The sequence below is a fragment of the Agrobacterium sp. LY4 genome, from assembly GCF_001526585.1.
GTDB lineage: Bacteria > Pseudomonadota > Alphaproteobacteria > Rhizobiales > Rhizobiaceae > Agrobacterium > Agrobacterium leguminum.
Map to the genome: position 1 here is coordinate 93,347 of NZ_ASYA01000053.1, position 19,126 is coordinate 112,472.

16 protein-coding genes and 1 pseudogene are annotated in these 19,126 nt (G+C 60.3%); 15 read left to right on the forward strand and 2 right to left on the reverse strand.

Features of this window, described 5'->3' with window-relative positions:
* Nucleotides 1–366: 366 nt before the first annotated feature.
* The 3 genes from L904_RS25245 to exoR all read left to right on the forward strand — a co-directional run bounded on the left by L904_RS25245 (nucleotide 367) and on the right by exoR (nucleotide 3,015).
* Entirely contained in the window at nucleotides 367–1,656 is a 1,290-nt protein-coding gene (locus L904_RS25245) for an outer membrane protein transport protein (RefSeq protein WP_035263977.1), read from the forward strand.
* Nucleotides 1,657–1,924: 268 nt separating this feature from the next.
* Complete coding sequence (locus L904_RS27430; RefSeq protein ID WP_245285050.1) at nucleotides 1,925–2,227, forward strand: hypothetical protein; 303 nt, start codon at nucleotides 1,925–1,927, stop codon at nucleotides 2,225–2,227.
* Nucleotides 2,221–3,015 (forward strand): exopolysaccharide production regulator ExoR, encoded by a 795-nt coding sequence (gene exoR, locus L904_RS25250; RefSeq protein WP_003509731.1) that lies wholly within the window; start codon nucleotides 2,221–2,223, stop codon nucleotides 3,013–3,015. Before L904_RS27430 ends, exoR begins: the two co-directional genes overlap by 7 nt.
* A gap of 90 nt (nucleotides 3,016–3,105) precedes the next feature.
* On the opposite strand, the gene xth is transcribed toward exoR, so the two are convergent.
* Entirely contained in the window at nucleotides 3,106–3,903 is a 798-nt protein-coding gene (gene xth, locus L904_RS25255) for an exodeoxyribonuclease III (RefSeq protein ID WP_020811520.1), read from the reverse strand.
* 311 nt (nucleotides 3,904–4,214) lie between these two features.
* Nucleotides 4,215–4,547, reverse strand: a complete 333-nt coding sequence (gene erpA, locus L904_RS25260) for an iron-sulfur cluster insertion protein ErpA (RefSeq protein WP_020811519.1) — start codon at nucleotides 4,545–4,547, stop codon at nucleotides 4,215–4,217.
* A gap of 215 nt (nucleotides 4,548–4,762) precedes the next feature.
* On the opposite strand from erpA, the pseudogene L904_RS25265 reads away from it, so the two are divergent.
* From L904_RS25265 to L904_RS25320, 12 genes and pseudogenes are all read left to right on the forward strand, one after another.
* Nucleotides 4,763–5,979, forward strand: a pseudogene (locus tag L904_RS25265) (deoxyguanosinetriphosphate triphosphohydrolase).
* A gap of 75 nt (nucleotides 5,980–6,054) precedes the next feature.
* Nucleotides 6,055–7,812: an arginine--tRNA ligase gene (gene argS / locus L904_RS25270; RefSeq protein ID WP_003522720.1), complete on the forward strand. Its 1,758-nt coding sequence runs from the start codon at nucleotides 6,055–6,057 to the stop codon at nucleotides 7,810–7,812.
* A gap of 66 nt (nucleotides 7,813–7,878) precedes the next feature.
* Nucleotides 7,879–10,908, forward strand: coding sequence for an SPOR domain-containing protein (locus L904_RS25275; protein WP_020811355.1), 3,030 nt, complete (start codon nucleotides 7,879–7,881; stop codon nucleotides 10,906–10,908).
* Nucleotides 10,909–11,168: 260 nt separating this feature from the next.
* On the forward strand, nucleotides 11,169–12,185 hold the full coding sequence (nagZ, locus tag L904_RS25280; protein WP_020811354.1) for a beta-N-acetylhexosaminidase: 1,017 nt from the start codon (nucleotides 11,169–11,171) through the stop codon (nucleotides 12,183–12,185).
* 58 nt (nucleotides 12,186–12,243) lie between these two features.
* On the forward strand, nucleotides 12,244–13,092 hold the full coding sequence (locus L904_RS25285; protein ID WP_003522723.1) for a ScpA family protein: 849 nt from the start codon (nucleotides 12,244–12,246) through the stop codon (nucleotides 13,090–13,092).
* Entirely contained in the window at nucleotides 13,082–13,816 is a 735-nt protein-coding gene (gene scpB / locus L904_RS25290) for an SMC-Scp complex subunit ScpB (protein WP_031234093.1), read from the forward strand. Before L904_RS25285 ends, scpB begins: the two co-directional genes overlap by 11 nt.
* A 128-nt stretch (nucleotides 13,817–13,944) precedes the next feature.
* Entirely contained in the window at nucleotides 13,945–14,151 is a 207-nt protein-coding gene (locus L904_RS25295) for a twin-arginine translocase TatA/TatE family subunit (protein WP_003509722.1), read from the forward strand.
* 157 nt (nucleotides 14,152–14,308) lie between these two features.
* On the forward strand, nucleotides 14,309–15,067 hold the full coding sequence (tatB, locus tag L904_RS25300; protein ID WP_020811582.1) for a Sec-independent protein translocase protein TatB: 759 nt from the start codon (nucleotides 14,309–14,311) through the stop codon (nucleotides 15,065–15,067).
* Entirely contained in the window at nucleotides 15,064–15,867 is an 804-nt protein-coding gene (gene tatC / locus L904_RS25305) for a twin-arginine translocase subunit TatC (RefSeq protein ID WP_003522727.1), read from the forward strand. The genes tatB and tatC overlap by 4 nt, the downstream gene beginning before the upstream one ends.
* 101 nt (nucleotides 15,868–15,968) lie before the next feature.
* The gene (serS, locus tag L904_RS25310) at nucleotides 15,969–17,252 is read left to right on the forward strand and encodes a serine--tRNA ligase (RefSeq protein WP_020811581.1); all 1,284 of its coding nucleotides are present in this window, start codon (nucleotides 15,969–15,971) and stop codon (nucleotides 17,250–17,252) included.
* Nucleotides 17,253–17,458: 206 nt separating this feature from the next.
* Nucleotides 17,459–18,229, forward strand: coding sequence for a 5'/3'-nucleotidase SurE (surE, locus tag L904_RS25315; RefSeq protein ID WP_020811580.1), 771 nt, complete (start codon nucleotides 17,459–17,461; stop codon nucleotides 18,227–18,229).
* Nucleotides 18,226–18,879 carry a protein-L-isoaspartate(D-aspartate) O-methyltransferase gene (locus tag L904_RS25320; protein ID WP_003522731.1) on the forward strand — a complete coding sequence of 218 codons (654 nt, stop codon included), beginning with the start codon at nucleotides 18,226–18,228 and terminating at the stop codon, nucleotides 18,877–18,879. The genes surE and L904_RS25320 overlap by 4 nt, the downstream gene beginning before the upstream one ends.
* Nucleotides 18,880–19,126 lie beyond the last annotated feature (247 nt).

The window sequence follows — 19,126 nt, forward strand, 5'->3', positions numbered from 1 at the left end:
ACTGCAATGGCGAATCATGGGCGTCTGAAAGAGCGATTATTTCACGCCACGCCCGGCCAAAAATCTCTGAAACAGTCAAAAAATCCAACAAAAACGGCCTGATAAGCGCGTTTCCTCGGGAAACTCGTGAGTGTGGTTATTTGGCGACAATTCCTGTCTCAAGTGGGAATTTGTTTCATTTTATGTCTGATTGCTTCAATTGGATTAGAAAAATAACCTAAAATGATTATGCAAGGGGATCGGCATGAAATTCTTACGTAAAAAATGGAGAAGTGTCGCAGAACTGTGCCAGAGTGCGGCAGATTGTCATTTGCTGCGAAGCGCTTCACTCTTTTGATGATCACATTGCCTTGATTGGGGAGAGAGATGGCAAAAACTGCAATTTTTCGCGGCGCGGTATGTTTCGCAGTCAGCATCGCGGCGGTAACGCCCTCACTGGCCGGTGGCCTTGAGCGCGGCGGTTACAATATCGACCTGCTGTTCGATCCGTCCGATTATGTTCTCGATAGTTCCGCAACCTTCGTCGCGCCGCAGCGCAAGGTAGAGAATGCGCGGGACAATCCGCTGAAAAGCGGTCCTTTGCCTGCGTCCTGGTCCACCAGTGCAGATGATTCCGAAAATTTCTGGTCGACCCGCATCGGCGCCAAGGCGGCAATCGGTGATTTCGGCGACTGCATGTTCGATTACTCACAACCGTGGGGCGCGCATCTCAATCCCGGCATCTGGCAGGGATCGAGCTACAATATCGAAACCAAGGTCAAGTCGCACAATTACGCCACCACCTGCCGGGTGAAGTTCGATCTTGGCAAAGGCGACTTCTCGATCATCGGCGGTGGTTTCTATCAGGAACTCAGCGGTTATAAATACCGTCAGGTTCTCGGGCCGGCCGTTCTGGGCCTCAATCCGGCCTGGTCCAGCTTCAGCGGCGTTGGCAAACTTGAGATGGAAGGTGACGGCTGGGGCTGGCGCGCCGGCATGGCCTATGAGATTCCCGAGATCGCCTTCCGTGCGAGCCTCGTTTACAACAGCGCCGTCGATCACGACCTGACGGGTTTCGCCGACGTCAGGGCGATCCCGCAGACGCCGCCGTCCATTTCTCCGACGCTTGCGAAATACGGTGGCAAGCTCGTGCCGATCTACGGCTCTGTTTCCATGCCCGACAGCATCGAACTCAAGGTGCAATCCGGCATAGCGCCGGACTGGCTTGCTTTCGGTTCGGTGAAGTGGACGGACTGGAGCCAGATTCAGGTCATTCCTTTCTGCGCGGTCGGCACGTCGCCGTGCGTTCCGAGCGGAGCTGACACGCTCAACACGCTTGACCTGTTTTATCGCGACGGCTGGACGATTTCGGGCGGCGTCGGTCACAAGTTCAACGAGCAGTGGAGCGGTGCTGTGAGCCTGACCTGGGATCGCGGTACATCGACTATCATTGGCACCCAGACCGACACCTGGACGCTGGGCACGCAGATCGTCTACTCCCCGAACAAGAACATCGAGTTCAAGATTGCCGGCGCTCTCGGCCTCCTGACCTCCGGTAGCTCTTCCATCAATGGCGGACCGTGCGGCGCAGGCTTCACCTGCGGCAATGAGGCGGGCTACGACTTCGGTAACGATCTCGTCGCAGCCATCTCGACCGGCGTGAAGGTCAAGTTCTGACATCATCCTTCCGTAGATGCTAAAATAAAGGTCCGGTTTACCAACCGGGCCTTTTTTCATGCGCGACTATGATTCCTGCTCGATAAAATTTTCTAGCCCGAAAGTTTTGTGACGATTTGGCAACACTTTTCTGCAAGCGTGTGGTCGCGTTGGAATGTGAGCATATCTGTCCATTTCCCGCCACAAACAGGGTGCTTGGCTTATGTTTAGGGACGCGGGAATGGAAGAACATGCAGGCGTTTGATGTGGTGGTGCGCAAGGCCGGAAAGTGAAAACGGGTTTGGATTCAGGGTTTAAGCAAGTAATACGGGAGTTTCATCCGGCTTTCTTGTTTGGCGCTGACCGGTGGATGGCGAAATGCCGTTATATTGCCGGAAATTATGCCTATATCTGTCTCACTGGAAAATTAGGGCAATTGCCGCAAAAGACCACCGGTGGTGCGCTGGAAAGTGCTGCCGGAAAGACGCAGTGTGTTCGAAAAATCGCGACCCGGCGGGGTTCGGCTTTGCAGTATTCCGCAAGTATTGGCTATATGCCGGGAAGAGTTAAGAGAAGTTCGCTGAAATGCTGAAATGTGAAGCCAACGTTTTAAAGCCGCTCCTCATGGGCATGTTGCTTGCGTCGCTCGCAATGCCTGCTGCGGCTTTTGACATCAATGCGGGCGTGACCAAGGAATCCGGCCCCTTCGACCTGTTCAAGTTCGGCTTCAAGGCCTACAAGAACGGCAACAAGGGCGAAGCCGTCGAGGCCTATCGCTACGCGGCTGAAAAGGGCCATACCGGCTCGCGCTGGGCGCTTGCCAATATGTATGCCTATGGCGATGGCGTCGCCAAGAACGACTTCGAAGCTTTCAAGATCTACAGCGAAATCGCCAATCAGGGCGTGGAGCCGGGTTCGGAAGATACCGGCTTTTTCGTCAATGCGCTGCTTTCCCTTGCCGATTATTACCGTCACGGCATTCCCGGCAGCCCGGTAAAGATGGACCTGTCGCAGGCTCGCCAGCTTTATTTCCAGGTTGCTTCCACCTTTGGCGTCGCTGAGGCGCAGTTCCGTCTGGCGGAGATGATTCTCGCCGGCGAGGGCGGCCGCGCCGATGTGCAGCAGGCCAAGAAGTGGCTCAACCAGGCCCGCAAGCACGGCCATGCCGGCGCCATGTCGATTTTCGGCAACCTGATCTTCCAGGAAGGCCAGACGACGCAGGGGCTGGCCTTCATGACCGCGGCGCTCGACAAATGCACGGCGGCGGACTGCACCTGGATACAGAACCTGCAGGAACAGGCTTTTTCGCTTGCCGGTGAGAACGATCGCCGCGCCGCCATCGCCATGGCGCAGAACATGCAATTCAACGATCCGGATTGAGAACGGGCCGGACTGAGAACGGGCCGGATTGAGAATGGGCCGGATTGAGAATGGCGATCGAGGCGGCTTCTTCCGCCTGAAGGGTGTCTGTCAGCCGATCGGACTGAAATCGAAATAACCGCAGACCGGCACATGGTCGGACGGTTTTTCCCAGGCCCGCACATGTTTTTCGATGCTGACGGATTGCAGCCTGTCGGCAGCTTCGGCAGACAGCATCAGATGATCGATGCGGATGCCATTGTTTTTCGGCCATGCCCCGGCCTGATAATCCCAGAAGGAATAAAGTCCTGCTTCATCCGTCGTCGCACGCGCGGCATCGGTGAAACCCAGATTCTCCAGCCTGCGGAAGGCTGCGCGTGTTTTCGGCAGGAACAGGGCGTCGCCCTCCCAGACACGGGGGTCGTGGCAATCGAAGGGTTCGGGAATGACGTTATAGTCGCCCGCAAGGATCAGCGGCTCCTCGAGCGCGAGGCGATCTTCGGCAAAATGCCGCAGCCGTTCCATCCAGGCAAGCTTGTAGGGATATTTCACTGGATCGTCCGGCGGATTGCCGTTCGGCAGGTAAAGCGAGCAGACGCGGATCGCGCCGCCATCGACGGAAAACACGCCTTCGATGAAACGCGCCTGTTCATCGGCATCGTCACCCGGCAGGCCGCGATTGACCTCGTCGGGCTTGACCTTCGAGAGCAGGGCGACACCGTTGAAGCCCTTCTGGCCATGGGTCTCGACATGATAGCCGAGCGCCTCCAGCTCCAGCCGGGGAAAACCCTCGTCGACCGATTTGATTTCCTGAAGGCAGACGATATCGGGCGATGAATCCTTCAGCCACTGGCAGAGGTTTTCGATACGCGCCTTGACGCCGTTGATGTTCCAGGTGGCAATCTTCATCGGAGTTTCCCTTTTGCGAGGGTACTTTTACCCGATGCAAAAGCGATTGCCACCGTTTTTGGAAATTGATGGTGCGGATGTGGTGGAAAGACGCCGGACGGGCAGGGTCGCTGCGTTTTTCCTCCCTCATTCCTGTGCTTGTCACAGGAATCCAGCCAGCCCAAGTCTTTGGGCTGAAAGGACTCTTCCCGCCGCGCAGACGCGCGTCGACTGGATTCCTGTGACAAGCACAGGAATGAGGAGAGAAGAGAGATGCGAGTTACTTCAAAGCTTGGTGACTGGCGTGCGGATTGCACGCCGGTATTTCCCACTCAAATAGAAAAGCTGGTGCCACAGCCGCAGCTTGCCACCGCATTCGGGTTCTTGATCTGGAAGGACTGGCCGAGCAGATTGTCGACGAAGTCGATTTCGGAGCCGGCCATATAGACGACCGAGAGGCTGTCGATCAGCACCTTGGCGTCGCCGCGGGCAATCACGATGTCGTCATCGGCTTTGTCTTCGGCCAGATCGAACTTGTAGGAGAAGCCCGAGCAGCCGCCGCCTTCCACCGAGACGCGCAGCGCCTGTTTGCCGGCTTCGGCCGCGACGATCTGGGCGATTCGCTTCGCCGCAGCTTCAGAAAGGGTAATGTCGCTGTTTTCCATGTCGTTTCTCCTGCCGGGGTCAAGAACCGGAGAGCAATAATCTCGTTGTCACCATTATAAACCGGTCAAATTAACGGTCTATAGCCTGTGTGAAGGCGGTCAACACGGCGATGATGCTTTGCGCCGACCTCTGCGATAGGTATGAAGGGTGAATGAAAAGGTCAATGGCCGAGACCAAAAGGAAGTCCCGGCTGGAGAAGACAACAGGTGGATGCATGATCATAGACCAGCGCGCATTGGGTTTCGGAAGCGGCGAGAGGGCGGTTTTCGCCTCGGATCCATGGACCACGCGCGGGCGTCTTTTTCCCGAAACCGGAAGCCTGACGCGCTCGGAGTTCCAGCGCGACCGCGACCGCATCGTCCACACGACAGCCTTTCGCCGCCGAAGCACAAGACGCAGGTGTTCATCAGCCCTGACGGCGACCATTATCGCACGCGTCTCACCCACACCATCGAGGTGGCGCAGATCGCCCGGGCGCTCGCCCGCGCGCTGAAGCTCGATGAGGATCTGGCCGAAGGCGTGGCGCTGGTGCATGATTTCGGCCACACGCCCTTCGGCCATACCGGCGAGGATGCGCTGGATGCGGTGCTGCTGCCCTATGGCGGCTTCGACCACAATGCGCAGTCGCTGCGCATCGTCACCAAGCTGGAGCGCCGTTATGCCGAATATGACGGCATCAACCTGACCTGGGAGACGCTCGAAGGGCTGGTCAAGCACAATGGACCGCTGGTGAATGCGAAGGGCGAGGGGATCAAGGGACCGGTTCCTCTGCCCATTCTCGAATATTGCGAGCTGCAGGATCTGGAAATCGGCAGCTATGCCAGCCTCGAGGCGCAGGTGGCGGCGATTGCCGATGACATCGCCTATAATACCCACGACATCGATGACGGGTTGCGCGCCGGTTATCTCACCTTCGAGATGCTGGAGGAAGTGCCGTTCCTCGGCGGCCTGATGGCCGAGGTGCGGGCGAAATATCCCGTGCTCGACAAGGAGCGTTTCGCCAATGAGATCATGCGTCGGCAGATCACCCATATGGTGGAGGATGTGATCGGGGTTGCGCAGCAAAACCTGGCCCGTCTGAAGCCGAAGAGTGCGGCGGATATCCGCGCTGCCGATTTTACTGTCGCGACCTTCTCGCCCGAGATGGCCGAGACCGACCGGCAGATCAAGAAACTGCTGTTCGGCCACATCTACCGGCATCCGGAAATCATGCGCATCCGCGCCGGCGCGACACAGATCGTCACCGATCTTTTCCACCGTTATATGGAGACGCCGGCGGAAATGCAGAGCCACTACTGGGTGGACAGCATTTCCGGCATGAGCGTGGCCGCAAAAGCCCGGCATGTGGGCGACTATCTGGCCGGCATGACCGACAGTTATGCACTGCGCGCCCACCAGCGGCTGTTTGACCGCACCCCCGATTTGCGATAGGGCAGCGGGCGATCGCGAAGCCGACCCGGTTAAAAGGCCGGATATAAACAGAAGCCCTTCGCGCAGGTTGGAACGATGAACATTTTTGCCGATTTCGATACCAGGATCAAAAACGCGCTCGAGACCCTCGATCTCGTGAAAGAGAACCGCGAAAAGGTCGATTTCAGTCGAATTACCGTCGAATCCCCGCGCGATCTCAGCCACGGCGATGTCGCAACCAATGCCGCCATGGTGCTGGCGAAGCCGCTCGGCACCAATCCGCGCGCGCTGGCAGAACTCATCGTGCCCGCCCTTCAGGCCGATGGCGATGTCGATAGCGTCAATGTCGCGGGTCCAGGCTTCATCAATCTCAAGGTTTCCGTCGGTTACTGGCAGCGTCTGCTTGCCGACATGATCGGGCAGGGCGTCGATTTCGGCCGATCCACCATCGGTGCCGGCCAGAAGATCAACGTCGAATATGTTTCCGCCAATCCGACAGGCCCGATGCATGTCGGCCATTGCCGTGGCGCCGTCGTCGGCGACACGCTGGCGAACCTGCTCGCTTTTGCGGGTTACGGCGTTACCAAGGAATATTACATCAACGATGCCGGCTCGCAGATCGATGTGCTGGCCCGTTCGGTGTTCCTGCGTTACCGCGAGGCGCTCGGCGAAGATATCGGCACCATTCCGTCCGGTCTTTATCCCGGCGACTATCTCGTTCCCGTCGGTCAGGCGCTGGCGGATGAATATGGCATCAAGCTGCGCGCCATGCCCGAGGAAAAGTGGATGCCAATCGTCAAGGACAAGGCGATCGACGCGATGATGGCGATGATCCGCGAGGATCTGGCGCTGCTCAACGTCCGGCACGATGTGTTCTTCTCGGAGCGCACGCTGCATGAGGGCAATGGCGGCCCGATCCTCTCGGCCATCAACGATCTCACCTTCAAGGGCCATGTCTATAAGGGCACCCTGCCGCCGCCGAAGGGCGAATTGCCGGAAGACTGGGAAGATCGCGAGCAGACGCTGTTCCGCTCCACCGAGGTGGGCGACGACATGGACCGTGCGCTGATGAAGTCGGACGGTTCCTACACCTATTTCGCCGCCGACGTCGCTTATTTCAAGAACAAGTTCGACCGTGGTTTCTCCGAGATGATCTATGTGCTCGGCGCCGACCATGGCGGTTACGTGAAGCGGCTGGAAGCGGTTGCGCGCGCCGTCTCCGAAGGCAAGTCGAAACTGACGGTGCTTCTGTGCCAGCTCGTCAAGCTGTTCCGTGACGGCGAGCCGGTGAAAATGTCGAAGCGCTCCGGCGACTTCGTCACGCTGCGCGATGTTGTCGACGAAGTGGGTCGCGATCCGGTGCGATTCATGATGCTTTATCGGAAGAATTCCGAGCCGCTGGACTTCGATTTCGCGAAAGTGACCGAACAATCGAAGGATAATCCGGTTTTTTACGTGCAATATGCGCATGCCCGCTCCATGTCGATCTTCCGGCAGGCGCAGGAAGCGTTTCCGGGGCTTTCTCCTTCGGCGGAGGAGATGGCGGCCTCTGTTGCTTTGATTAGCGATATCAATGAGTTGCAGCTGGTTGCAAAGCTTGCGGAATATCCGCGCCTGATCGAATCGGCGGCCCTTTCGCATGAGCCGCACCGGCTTGCTTTTTACCTCTACGATCTCGCCAGTTCCTTCCATGGACACTGGAACAAGGGTAAAGACCAGCCGGAATTACGTTTTATTAACGATAAAAACCGAGAATTGAGCATTGCCAGACTTGGGCTGGTGAATGCTGTCGCAAATGTTTTGAGGTCCGGCCTTACGCTTTTAGGAGCGGACGCACCTGCTGAAATGCGATAACATATCACCATTATTTGCTCACAATACGCTGGCAAGAGCTGCAATGCGTAGATGGTGGAACACGTAATGGTCGAAAAAAATGTCGCGTATAACCGGGACGCCCGGTCCGAAGGGTTCGCTGACAACGATCCTCTGGCAGAACTGGCGCGTATCGTCGGCTTCGAAGATCGTCCTTCGCATGCGGGTTCCGAGGCTGCGCCATCGGTGACCCGCCGCGAACCCGAATTCAATCTCGAAGATGAGCTTCTGAGGGAATTCGAGGTTTACGACTCACCGCACGCCGATCCGGTCGTTCTTGATCCGGCAAACGATGTTCGTGCGGGCATCCACCCCAACGATTTCATGCAGCGTGTCGAATCGGTTTTCGCCCGTCGCGAGCCCGAGCTTGCACCGGCGGACGAACCCGCGCCCGTGGCCGCATCCGCACCGGAGGTGAGGGAAGAGCCGCTTCCGGAAGTCGATCAGGCCTATATTCACAACTACGTCGAAACGACCACGCAGGATATTCGCGCGGATTTCCGCGACGATGCCTCCGCGGTGGCGGAAGTTTTCGATGTGCATTCGCGCCAGTCGCGTCCCGCCGAGCCGATGGTTTACCAGCCCGCCGCCCAGCAGGTGGCATGGGAAGAACCGCAGGCCGCAGAACCCGTAGAGCCAGAATGGCACACGATGCCGGAGCTTCCGGCCGATGTTTCGAGCAACATTCACGCCGATGGTCATTCCTATGCGCCGGAGCCGCAGGCTTTCGATCTCGCCGATGAGGTGGAAATAGCCGTCGCCGAGGAAGCGCCCGCACCGGTTTCCGTGCGTCCGCCGTCACATGGCGGCCGTTCCTCGCTGGAATTTTCCAGCCTGCGGCTGCCGCTCGCCAATTTCGGCGCGCGCCGGGATGTTTCTGCCGCCGATCCGAAGCGGGTCGAGCCGCGTTCCGAACAGCAGCCTGCCGCAGCCCGTATCGAGCCGCAGGTCGCTCCCGCTCCCGCGCCTGCCGTCGTGCAGGCGGAAGAGACCGCGCCGTCCTTTACGCCTCCGGTCGCCGAGACCTTTGCGCCTGCCGCAGAGCCTCTGGCGTTCGAGGCTGCCGAGAAGCCGGCAGCGAAACATCTCTCGCCGATGGACGAGCTGATTTACGACGTCGCGAAATATTCCATTCCCGGTCGCGGCGAAACACCGCTGGTGCAGGACGTTCCCGCTGCGCAGGCTGCAAAGGTGGAGCCGCCCGTGGTTGCCGCCGCGCCCGTGAAGGCAGCGCCGATTGTCGCTGCTGCGCCCGCAGCACCCGCTGAGGAGCTTGATTTCACGGATTTCGCCGGCTTCAACGACGATGATTTCGAGCTTGCGCTCGACGATCTCGATCTTGATCTGGACCTGTCTGAAATCGCCGAGGCGGAAGTTGCGCCTGCGCCCGCACCGCAGCCCGTTCGCCAGCCGCCGGCCGCTCCGGTTGCCGCTGCTGCCGTTGCGCCGCAGCCGGTGAGGGAACAGCCCGCGCCGCAGCCGCGTCCGGGCCCCATTGCCGCCGTGGCGCCAGTGGCCGCTGCTGCGGTTCAGCCGCGTCCGGCCGCCGCAGCAGCGCAGCCGGCCGCGCCGCAGACACTGGAAAGCCTGCCTTTCGATCCTTCGCAGATCGGCGAAACGGAAGAACATCCGGAAAACATCGTCGAGATGGACGTGCCGGAACTGCCGGTCGGTGTTTTCGAACCCAAGCCGGCCGCGCGCCGTCACGAGGAAGATCTCGATATCGATACCGAGCTTGCGACGCTGTTTGCGCCTGCGGTTGCCGGCGGTCTCGACCGTCATAAGCATGCGGAAAACCGTGGCGCCGCCCAGGCGCGTCCCGCGCAGGCTCCGGAAGAGGCCGACGAATTCGAACGGGCGCTGGAAGAGGATTTCCGCCGCTCCATGCAGGAGGCTGCGGCTTCCCGTGGCAGCGCCCCGCGCGATGCCGAAAACACCTATGTCGACCATCAGGCGGCCTATCGTGAGGAAGATGAACGCGGCGGTCGCCGCTGGATCATGCCGGTTGCCGCCGCAATCGGTCTGGTGCTGATCGGTGGCGGCGTTTACGCGCTGGTCTCCGGCGGTTCGTCCAGCACCGGTTCCAATGGCGCACCGGTCATCATCTCCGCCGACAACGATCCGATGAAGGTCGTTCCGGAAAATCCGGGCGGTCGCGTTGTGCCGAACCAGGACAAGGCGGTTTATGACCGCGTGGCCGGTGGCAGCGCTGCCGATCCGAAGCAGCCGGCGCTGATTTCCAGCAACGAGCAGCCGGTGGATGTGGTTCAGCGCACGCTGATCCCCGAACAGTTGCCGCTGGAAGGCGAAAACGACGCGGATATGGAAGCCGCCGGCACGCCGGTTGGCGAAACCGAGGATCCGCGCCTGCTTTCGCCGGAAGAAAAGGCCGCACAGACCGAAGGTTCGGCTGCAACCGGCGTTTCGCCGCGCAAGGTCCGCACCATGATCGTCAAGCCTGACGGCACGCTGGTTGCCCAGGAAGTCGAGGTACCGGCAGCCCAGCCGCCGAAGGCCGACAAGGTCGAGGAGCTTGCAGCACCGCAGACCGCAAAGCCGGGTGAGGGCGCTCCCGCCGTCATCGCCGCATCGCGGGTTCCGGTCGCGCCGGAACAGGCTCAGCCGCAGGCAAATACGCCTGCCGCCGCTGCCAAGCCGGCAGCGCAGTCGGCAGCACCGCTTCCTGCGGCGCGTCCGTCCTCGCAGCCCGCCAATGTGGTGGCAACGGTGACCAACCAGGGTAACGTCCGCCCCGCGACCGCTCCGGCGCAGCCGCAGGCCGCGCAGCAGCAGACGGCAGCCGCGACGCCTGCAGCGACCAGCACGCCTTCCGCCGGTGGCTACTACATCCAGATCGCCTCGCTGCCGAGCCAGGCGGAAGCCCAGAAGTCCTACCAGAACATGTCGGCCAAGTTCGGCTCGGTCATCGGTGGACGCGGCGTCGACATCAAGGCCGCCGAAATCGCCGGCAAGGGCACGTTCTACCGCGTCCGCATCCCGGCGGGTGACAAGAACGAAGCCGTGGCGCTGTGCGAAAAGTTCCGCTCGGCCGGCGGTAGCTGCCTCGTGGCGCGGTGATAGAGACGCGCCGGGGGTAGTACCCCGGCGCTGTTGTCTAACGACAGTGACGGAGCACCTAACCTCCGTCATGCCGGACTTGATCCGGCATCCAGCCACGGCGCGTCTGCGCCGTGAAACGAGTCTTACGCGATCAAGGACTTGATCGCGCTGGACCCCGGCTCGGAGGCCGGGGTGACGGACGGTAAACGTCGCCGCCCCGGCATTGGCCGAGGAGCAGGCAAAGTTCTTCCCATCTATTCTGTAACAGGCGTGACACCATGACCGATTGCAAAGCTATGATCCTCGGATGCAGCGGGCTTTCGCTGACTGCCGACGAGATTGCCCTTTATCGCGATGAGCAGCCCTGGGGCTTCATCCTGTTCGGGCGCAATATTGGCGAGCCGCAGCAGATCACCGATCTCGTCGCCGCCATGCGCGATGCCGTCGGGCGGCCAGATGCGCCGGTTCTTATCGATCAGGAGGGCGGGCGCGTGCAGCGTATCAAGCCGCCGATCTTGCAGGCCTATCCGAACGCCCGCATTCTCGGTGAAATCTATGAGCGCGACCGGGGGGCGGGTCTGCGCGCCGCCTGGTTGATGTCGCGCCTGCATGCTTTCGACCTCATGAAATTCGGCATCAATGTCGATTGCCTGCCGGTGCTCGATGTGCCGGTGGAAGGCGCGAGCAATGTCATCGGCAACCGCGCCTATGGCTACACGCCGACCATGGTGGCCGAGATGGGGCAGGCGGCGGCCGACGGGCTGAAGGCGGGCGGCATGCTGCCTGTCATGAAACATATGCCGGGCCATGGCCGCGGCATGGTGGATTCGCACCATGAACTGCCGGTCGTCGATGTGCCGCTCGATGAGCTGGACGCTCATGATTTCGTGCCGTTCCGGGCGCTGAACCGCGAATTGATGGCGATGAGCGCGCATCTGGTGTTCAACGCCGTCGACCGCGAACGGCCGGCGACGACCTCGCCGAAGGTGATCGAAGAAATCATTCGCGGCCGGATCGGATTTGACGGCCTGCTGATGTCCGACGACAGTTCCATGAATGCGCTGAAGGGCACGCTCGGTGAAAGAGCTGCGAATATTGTTGCGGGCGGCTGCGATATAGTCTTGCATTGCAACGGTGTGATGGGTGAAATGCTTGAGGTCGTGAAGGAGGTTCCCGTTCTTTCCGGCCGTTCGCTGGAGCGGGTGCGGGCCGTGGAAGCGGGTTTCCCCGTTGCGGACCCTTCCGACGAAGCGGAGCTGAGAGCCGAATTCAACGCCATGTGGGCCGTTTCCTGACAGTCGGGCGGCGGCCCGTTACTCGGGACGACAGGCCGGACGCCCGGCGGATGGAACAATGGCCGCAGACAAGTCTCGCAATTCGACACCGATGGACAAGCTCTGGCAGGATGTGACGCCGGAGCGGCTGACGGGCGAGGCCGGGCTGGTCATCGATGTCGCGGGTTTCGAAGGCCCGCTCGATCTGCTGCTGCATCTTGCCCGCACGCAGAAGGTCGATCTGTCGCGCATTTCGGTGCTGGCGCTTGCCGAACAATATCTGCAATTCGTGGAAAGCGCACGGCGCGTGCGCATCGAGCTTGCCGCCGATTATCTCGTCATGGCGGCGTGGCTCGCCTTTCTCAAATCCAAGCTCCTCATTCCGCAGCAATCCAAGGATGACGGTCCCTCGGGCGAGGAAATGGCCGCGACGCTCGCCTTCCGGCTGAAACGCCTGGAAGCGATGCGCGAGGCGGCGGAACGCCTCGTCAACCGCGCCCAGCTCGGCCGCGATGTTTTTGCCCGTGGCGCGCCGGAGCATATTCCGCATATCAACCGCTCGGCCTATGAGGCGAACCTCTACGATCTCCTGAGCGCCTATGCCAATCTGCGGCAGCGGCAGGCGATTACCCAGGTCACCATTGAAAAACGGCAGGTCTGGTCGCTTGTCGAGGCGCGTGAGCTTCTGACCCATCTTCTCGGCGATGTCGGGGAATGGACCGTGCTCGATCAGTATCTGCTGCAATATGTGCCCGATCCCGCCATGCGGGTGACGGCGATTGCCAGCGCCTTTGCCGCTTCGCTGGAGCTGGTGCGCGAGGGCTCGCTGCAAATCCGGCAGGAGGGCGCTTTCCAGCCCATTTATATGCGTAAGGGTGGACGAGACGACCGTGCGGTGAATGCCGAAAGGACTGACAATGATGAATGACGATGAGACCGCCGAGGCCACCATCGCGGCCGAAGGGGCCGAGCCCGAACCCACGGTATTTTCCGAGCGCCAGTTGAAGGAGGCCGAGCGGATCGCCGAGGCCCTGGTCTTTGCCTCGTCCGAGCCGGTTTCCGTGGGGTTCATCGCCGAGCGCCTGCCGCGCGGCATGGATGTCGTCGCCATTCTCCAGCATCTCAAGGTTCTTTATGCGGAGCGGGGCGTCAATCTCGTGCAGGTGGGCGGGCAATGGGCCTTCCGCACCGCTGGCGATCTCTCCTTCGTCATCCGCGCCGAGGAAAAGGAGCCGAAGAAGCTGTCGCGCGCGGCGCTGGAAGTTCTGGCGATTATCGCATATCATCAACCGGTGACACGCGCCGAAATCGAGGAAATCCGCGGCGTTCAGACCTCGCGCGGCACGCTCGATGTGCTGATGGAGGCGGGCTGGGTCAGGTTCCGTGGCCGCAGGCGTACCCCCGGCAGGCCGGTGACGATCGGCACCACGGTGGAGTTTCTCGACCATTTCGGCCTTGAGGAATTGCGCGATCTGCCGGGCCTCGAGGAGCTTAAGGGGGCAGGGCTGCTTTCGGGCCGTATTCCCTCCAATTTCGGCGTTCCTCTGCCGATGATGAGCGACGAATTGCGGGAAGACGAAGACCCGATCACGCAGCTCGATCTCGAGGAACTGGGCCTGCTTGCGCCGGGCGGCGGCGATGGCGACGACTGATATCGCCATCCTGTTGGCGGGGCCACGAAAACTTTATGCGCACTCGCTGTTGAAGCGACGATTTGTCGTTTGAAAAAGCCTTTCAAACGTCTTACATCGTCTGAAAGCGAAATTCAGGAGTTTCAGTTATGGGTTCTTTTAGTGTGTGGCATTGGCTCATCGTGCTGGTGATCGTTCTCGTCCTCTTCGGACGCGGCAAGATCCCGGAATTGATGGGCGATGTCGCAAAGGGCATCAAGAGCTTCAAGAAGGGCATGGCTGACGAAGACCAGACGCCGCCGCCGGCCGATGCCAACACGAAGACCGTCGACCACAAGGCTGACGAGATCAAGTAAGCGGCCTGTCGCCGCTTGGTGTGGGACTGGCGCTAGAGCGCCGTGCGTTCTTTCGGACGCACAAGGACGCTCTACCACTTGTATGTTGCGCATCGTTCCGGTCGAAAATCGATTCCGATTTTTCGGGCCGATGCGCTAGGGTCTCGGGAGCATATTGATGTTAGATATCGGCTGGAGCGAGCTTCTGGTGATTGCGGTCGTATTGATCGTGGTCGTCGGGCCGAAGGATTTGCCGCCCATGATCCGCGCTTTCGGCAAGACGATGGCCGGCCTTCGCAAGATGGCGGGGGATTTCCGCACCCAGTTCGATGAGGCCCTCAAAGAGGCCGACATGGACGATGTGCGCCAGACCATCTCCGATGTCCGCAATCTCAACCCCACCAATTCGCTGCGCGATGCGATGAACCCGCTTCGCCAGCTTGGCAACGAGATCAAGTCCGATCTGCAGAAGGCGACCACCCCGCCGGACGGCCTGTCTTCCACCCCAGCACCTGTCACAAGCGAGCCGGTTGCGCCACTGGTCAGCGTGCCCGAGCCGGAGATGAAGCTGCCGGATGCGCCGCCTGCTGTCGCCGCGCCGGTTGCCGCAGTCGTCGCTGCGGAGGAGAAGCCGAAGCGCGCGCGGGCGAAATCGATTGCGACCGTGGAGGCCGAAGCGGTTGCCGCCAAGCCCAAACGCGCCGCCCGCAGCAAGGCCGCGGCGGCAACGCCCGAAACCGCTTCGGCGACGAAAACCGCCGCGAAAACCAGTGAGCCCACCGTTTCGAAGCCCGCCGTTTCCAATCCCACTGTGAAGGCCGTCGCCAAAAAGGCTGCCGTCAGGAAGTCTGCCGCAGATAAGGCGGTCGTGGCCGAGACCAAGCCGGCGAAAACGGCAAAAACCAAGGCCGCAAAGCCCAAAAAGGATGAAGCATGAGCGGGGATATCGAGGACAAGCCGCAGCCGCTTATCGAGCATCTCATGGAGTTGCGCACGCGGCTGATCTGGGCGCTCGGCGCGTTCTTCGTCGCCTTCATCGCCTGTTTCGCCGTTGCCAAGCACCTGTTCAACCTGCTCGTCATTCCTTACAAATGGGCGGTTCTGTGGGCAGGCCTCGATGTCACGAAATCGTCGCTGATTTATACCGCGCCGCAGGAATTCTTCTTCACGCAGATCAAGGTCGCCATGTTCGGCGCGATGGTGATCTCGTTTCCGGTGGTCGCCTCGCAGCTCTATAAATTCGTGGCGCCCGGTCTCTACAAGAACGAACGGGCTGCCTTCCTGCCGTTCCTCATCGCTTCGCCGATCCTTTTCCTGATCGGTGCGGCGCTCGTTTATTTCTTCTTCACGCCCATGGTCATGTGGTTCTTCCTCGCCATGCAGCAATTGCCCGAGGATGGCGAGGTGGCGATTTCGCTGATGCCGAAGGTGTCGGAATATCTCAGCCTCATCATGACGCTGGTTCTCTCCTTCGGTCTGGTGTTCCAGCTGCCTGTCGTCACCACGCTTCTGGCGCGCGTTGGGCTTTTGACCAGCGACTGGCTGCGGGAAAAGCGCAAGTTCGCGATCGTCCTCGCCTTCGTGGTCGCCGCCGTGCTGACGCCGCCGGATCCCATGTCCCAGATCGGTCTTGCGCTGCCTGCGATCATTCTCTACGAGATTTCCATCTACATGGCTCGACTCGTGGAGAGGAAACGTGCGGCGGAATCCAAAAGCACGGAGCTGGAGGAGACCTGACATTCTTGAAGGTCTCGCCGCTCACGACATTTCCTCGCGCCGGGCTCATGCCCGGCGTTTTGCTGTAAAACGCGACGATGCAACAACGGTCTGGAACGACGATGCACGACATTAAATGGATACGCGAAAACCCCGAAGCTTTCGATGCGGCGCTTGCACGCCGTGGCGCGGAGCCCGCCGCCAGCGGCCTGATCGCGCTCGATGAAAAGCGCCGTTCCGTCATCCAGTCCCTGCAGGACATGCAATCGCGCCGCAACGCCGCCTCCAAGGAAATCGGCGCCGCCATGGCGCAGAAGAACATGGAGCTTGCCGAAAAACTCAAGGCGGAAGTCGCCGATCTCAAGGAAAACATGCCGCGTGCGGAGGAGGAAGACCGTCAGGTTACCGCCGAGCTCAACGATGCGCTGTCGCGCCTGCCCAACATGCCCTTCGATGACGTGCCCGACGGCAATGACGAGCATGACAATGTGGTGGCCCGCGTGGTCGGCCAGAAGCCCGGCTGGAACCATGAGGCCAGGGAACACTTCGATATCGGTGAAGCGCTCGGCTATATGGATTTCGAGCGCGCCGCCAAGCTTTCCGGCTCGCGCTTCACCGTGCTGACCAGCCAGCTCGCGCGTCTGGAACGGGCGCTCGGCCAATTCATGATCGACCTCCACACCGGCGAACACGGTTATACCGAAGTGTCCTCGCCGCTGATGGTGCGCGACGAGGCGATGTTCGGCACCGGCCAATTGCCGAAATTCACCGAGGACCTGTTCAGGACCACGGATGGCCGCTGGCTGATCCCGACGGCGGAAGTGACGCTGACCAACCTCGTCTCCGGTGAAATTCTCGACCAGGAGAAGCTGCCGCTGCGCTTCACGGCGCTGACGCCGTCCTTCCGTTCGGAAGCGGGCTCGGCCGGCCGCGACACGCGCGGCATGTTGCGCCAGCACCAGTTCTGGAAGTGCGAGCTTGTCTCCATTACCGATGCGGAAAGCGCTGTCGCCGAACATGAGCGCATGACGGCCTGCGCCGAAGAGGTGCTGAAGCGCCTTGGCCTGCATTTCCGCACCATGACGCTCTGCACCGGCGATATGGGCTTCAGCGCCCGCAAGACCTACGATCTGGAAGTGTGGCTGCCCGGGCAGAATACCTATCGCGAAATTTCGTCCTGCTCGGTCTGCGGCGATTTCCAGGCGCGGCGCATGAATGCGCGCTATCGCGGCAAGGACGACAAGGCGACGAAGTTCGTGCACACGCTGAACGGCTCCGGCACGGCCGTCGGCCGCTGCCTGATCGCGGTTCTCGAAAATTATCTGAACGAGGACGGTTCCGTCACAATTCCAGACGTGCTGCTGCCCTATATGGGCGGTCTGAAGCGCATCGAGAAGGCGGCCTGATTGTTCGTCTGCTAAAGACGCGGCCGTCATTCCGGCCTTGAGCCGGAATCCAGCCAGCCCAAGTCCTTGGGCTGAAAAAGACTCTTCCCGCCGCGCAGACGCGCGTCGACTGGATTCCGGCTCAAGGCCGGAATGACGGTCGTGGGGGTGCTTCTGTGAGAGAAATCATTGTGTCCTCATAGTGGGATACAGCAGCGGAGGAAAACATGCGGATTTTGCTGACGAATGACGACGGTATCCACGCCGAAGGTCTGGCCGTGCTGGAGCGTATCGCCCGCACGCTGTCCGACGATGTCTGGATCGTCGCGCCGGAGACCGACCAGAGCGGTCTCGCGCACTCGCTGACCTTGTCCGAACCGCTGCGTCTGCGAAAAGTTTCCGACAAGCATTTCGCGCTGCGCGGCACGCCTACCGATTGCGTCATCATGGGCATTCGCGAAGTCCTGCCGGAAAAGCCGGATCTCGTGCTTTCCGGTGTCAATGCCGGCGCCAACATGGCCGATGACGTGACCTATTCCGGCACCATTGCCGGCGCCATCGAAGGCACGCTGCAGGGCGTGCGCTCCTTCGCACTCAGCCAGGCCTTCAGCCACGCCGACGGCCGTGTCGTGCCCTGGGAAGTCGCAGAAACCTATGCGCCGGATCTTCTGCGCAAGCTGATGAATGTCGATCTGCCCGATGGCACGTTCCTCAATCTGAATTTCCCCAATTGCGCGCCCAAGGATGTGCAGGGCGTTTCCGTGACCGGACAGGGCAAGCTCGATTTCGGCCTGACGGTGGAAGAGCGTCAGGATGGCCGCGGTTTTCCCTATTACTGGCTGCGCTTCGGCGAGCGTCTCGGCACCTTCCGCGAAGGCACCGATATCCACGCTTTGAAACATGGCAAGATTTCCGTCACACCGCTTAAGCTTGACCTGACGGACTACACGGTGAAGGATCGGGTTGCGCAAGCACTTGGATTCGGAGTCGCCGATTGAAATCCGCAATGGTCGAAAAGGAAGGTTTTGCCGCTCTCGTTCTCCGCTTAAGGGGCGAGGGGATTTCCGATCTCGACCTTCTGACGGCGGTCGAGCAGACGCCACGCTCCAAATTCGTGCCGCCGCAATTTGCGGCGGACGCCTATTCCAGCCGCACGATCCCGATCGACTGCGGCGCCTTCATGGAAGGCGCCGACATGGCGGTGAAGATCCTTGCCCGGCTGCAACTGAAACCCGGCCAGCGTGTGCTGGAAATCGGCACGGGCAGCGGTTTCATGACCGCGATCATCGCGCGCCGGGTGGAGCGCGTCTTTTCGCTGGAGCGTTACAAGACGCTGGTGCAGCAGGCGCAGAACTGTCTCGACGATCTCTCCATTCGCAACGTCGTCATCCGTCAAGCGGATGGCAGCAACGGCCTGGTGGGCGAGGGCACCTTCGACCGCATCGTCTCCACCGCCGCCTTCACCACCATGCCACGCTTCTTTGCCGAGCAGATCGTTTCGGGCGGCATGATGATCGCGCCGATCATTCTCGAAGACGAGCGTTGCGTGATGACACGCTTCTCCAAGACCGGCAGCCGCTTCGAGAAGGAAGAGCTGTTCGAGGCGCCTTACCTGCCGCTCAGCACTCATATTGCGCGTCATTTGTGACAAAATGAAAATTTTGGCGACATTCTATTTTTGTCTCCTAATGTTCTGAATTGCCGCAACTATCTGATTTTCAATATCATTATTGTATCAACATGACGCACCCGGTTTTCGTCATGGTTATCGAAGTGTCAAAAAAGCGCTGAACGGCTTAACGTTTTAACGGCGTGGTAACACTAACGCGCTTTAATCATAAACATCGACGCATGGTTTTCCCCACCTCGGGAAATGGGCCTTGCAAGAAGTGAAA

Bases quoted from the DNA above. Each gene is read 5' to 3' on its own strand.
- L904_RS25295 (WP_003509722.1), top strand. From the start codon at position 13,945: ATGGGTTCTTTTAGTGTGTGGCATTGGCTCATCGTGCTGGTGATCGTT.
- argS (WP_003522720.1), top strand. From the start codon at position 6,055: ATGAACATTTTTGCCGATTTCGATACCAGGATCAAAAACGCGCTCGAG.
- L904_RS25285 (WP_003522723.1), top strand. From the start codon at position 12,244: ATGGCCGCAGACAAGTCTCGCAATTCGACACCGATGGACAAGCTCTGG.
- tatC (WP_003522727.1), top strand. From the start codon at position 15,064: ATGAGCGGGGATATCGAGGACAAGCCGCAGCCGCTTATCGAGCATCTC.
- surE (WP_020811580.1), top strand. From the start codon at position 17,459: ATGCGGATTTTGCTGACGAATGACGACGGTATCCACGCCGAAGGTCTG.
- tatB (WP_020811582.1), top strand. From the start codon at position 14,309: ATGTTAGATATCGGCTGGAGCGAGCTTCTGGTGATTGCGGTCGTATTG.
- xth (WP_020811520.1), bottom strand. From the start codon at position 3,903: ATGAAGATTGCCACCTGGAACATCAACGGCGTCAAGGCGCGTATCGAA.
- nagZ (WP_020811354.1), top strand. From the start codon at position 11,169: ATGACCGATTGCAAAGCTATGATCCTCGGATGCAGCGGGCTTTCGCTG.
- serS (WP_020811581.1), top strand. From the start codon at position 15,969: ATGCACGACATTAAATGGATACGCGAAAACCCCGAAGCTTTCGATGCG.
- L904_RS25245 (WP_035263977.1), top strand. From the start codon at position 367: ATGGCAAAAACTGCAATTTTTCGCGGCGCGGTATGTTTCGCAGTCAGC.
- L904_RS25275 (WP_020811355.1), top strand. From the start codon at position 7,879: ATGGTCGAAAAAAATGTCGCGTATAACCGGGACGCCCGGTCCGAAGGG.
- erpA (WP_020811519.1), bottom strand. From the start codon at position 4,547: ATGGAAAACAGCGACATTACCCTTTCTGAAGCTGCGGCGAAGCGAATC.
- exoR (WP_003509731.1), top strand. From the start codon at position 2,221: ATGCTGAAATGTGAAGCCAACGTTTTAAAGCCGCTCCTCATGGGCATG.
- scpB (WP_031234093.1), top strand. From the start codon at position 13,082: ATGATGAATGACGATGAGACCGCCGAGGCCACCATCGCGGCCGAAGGG.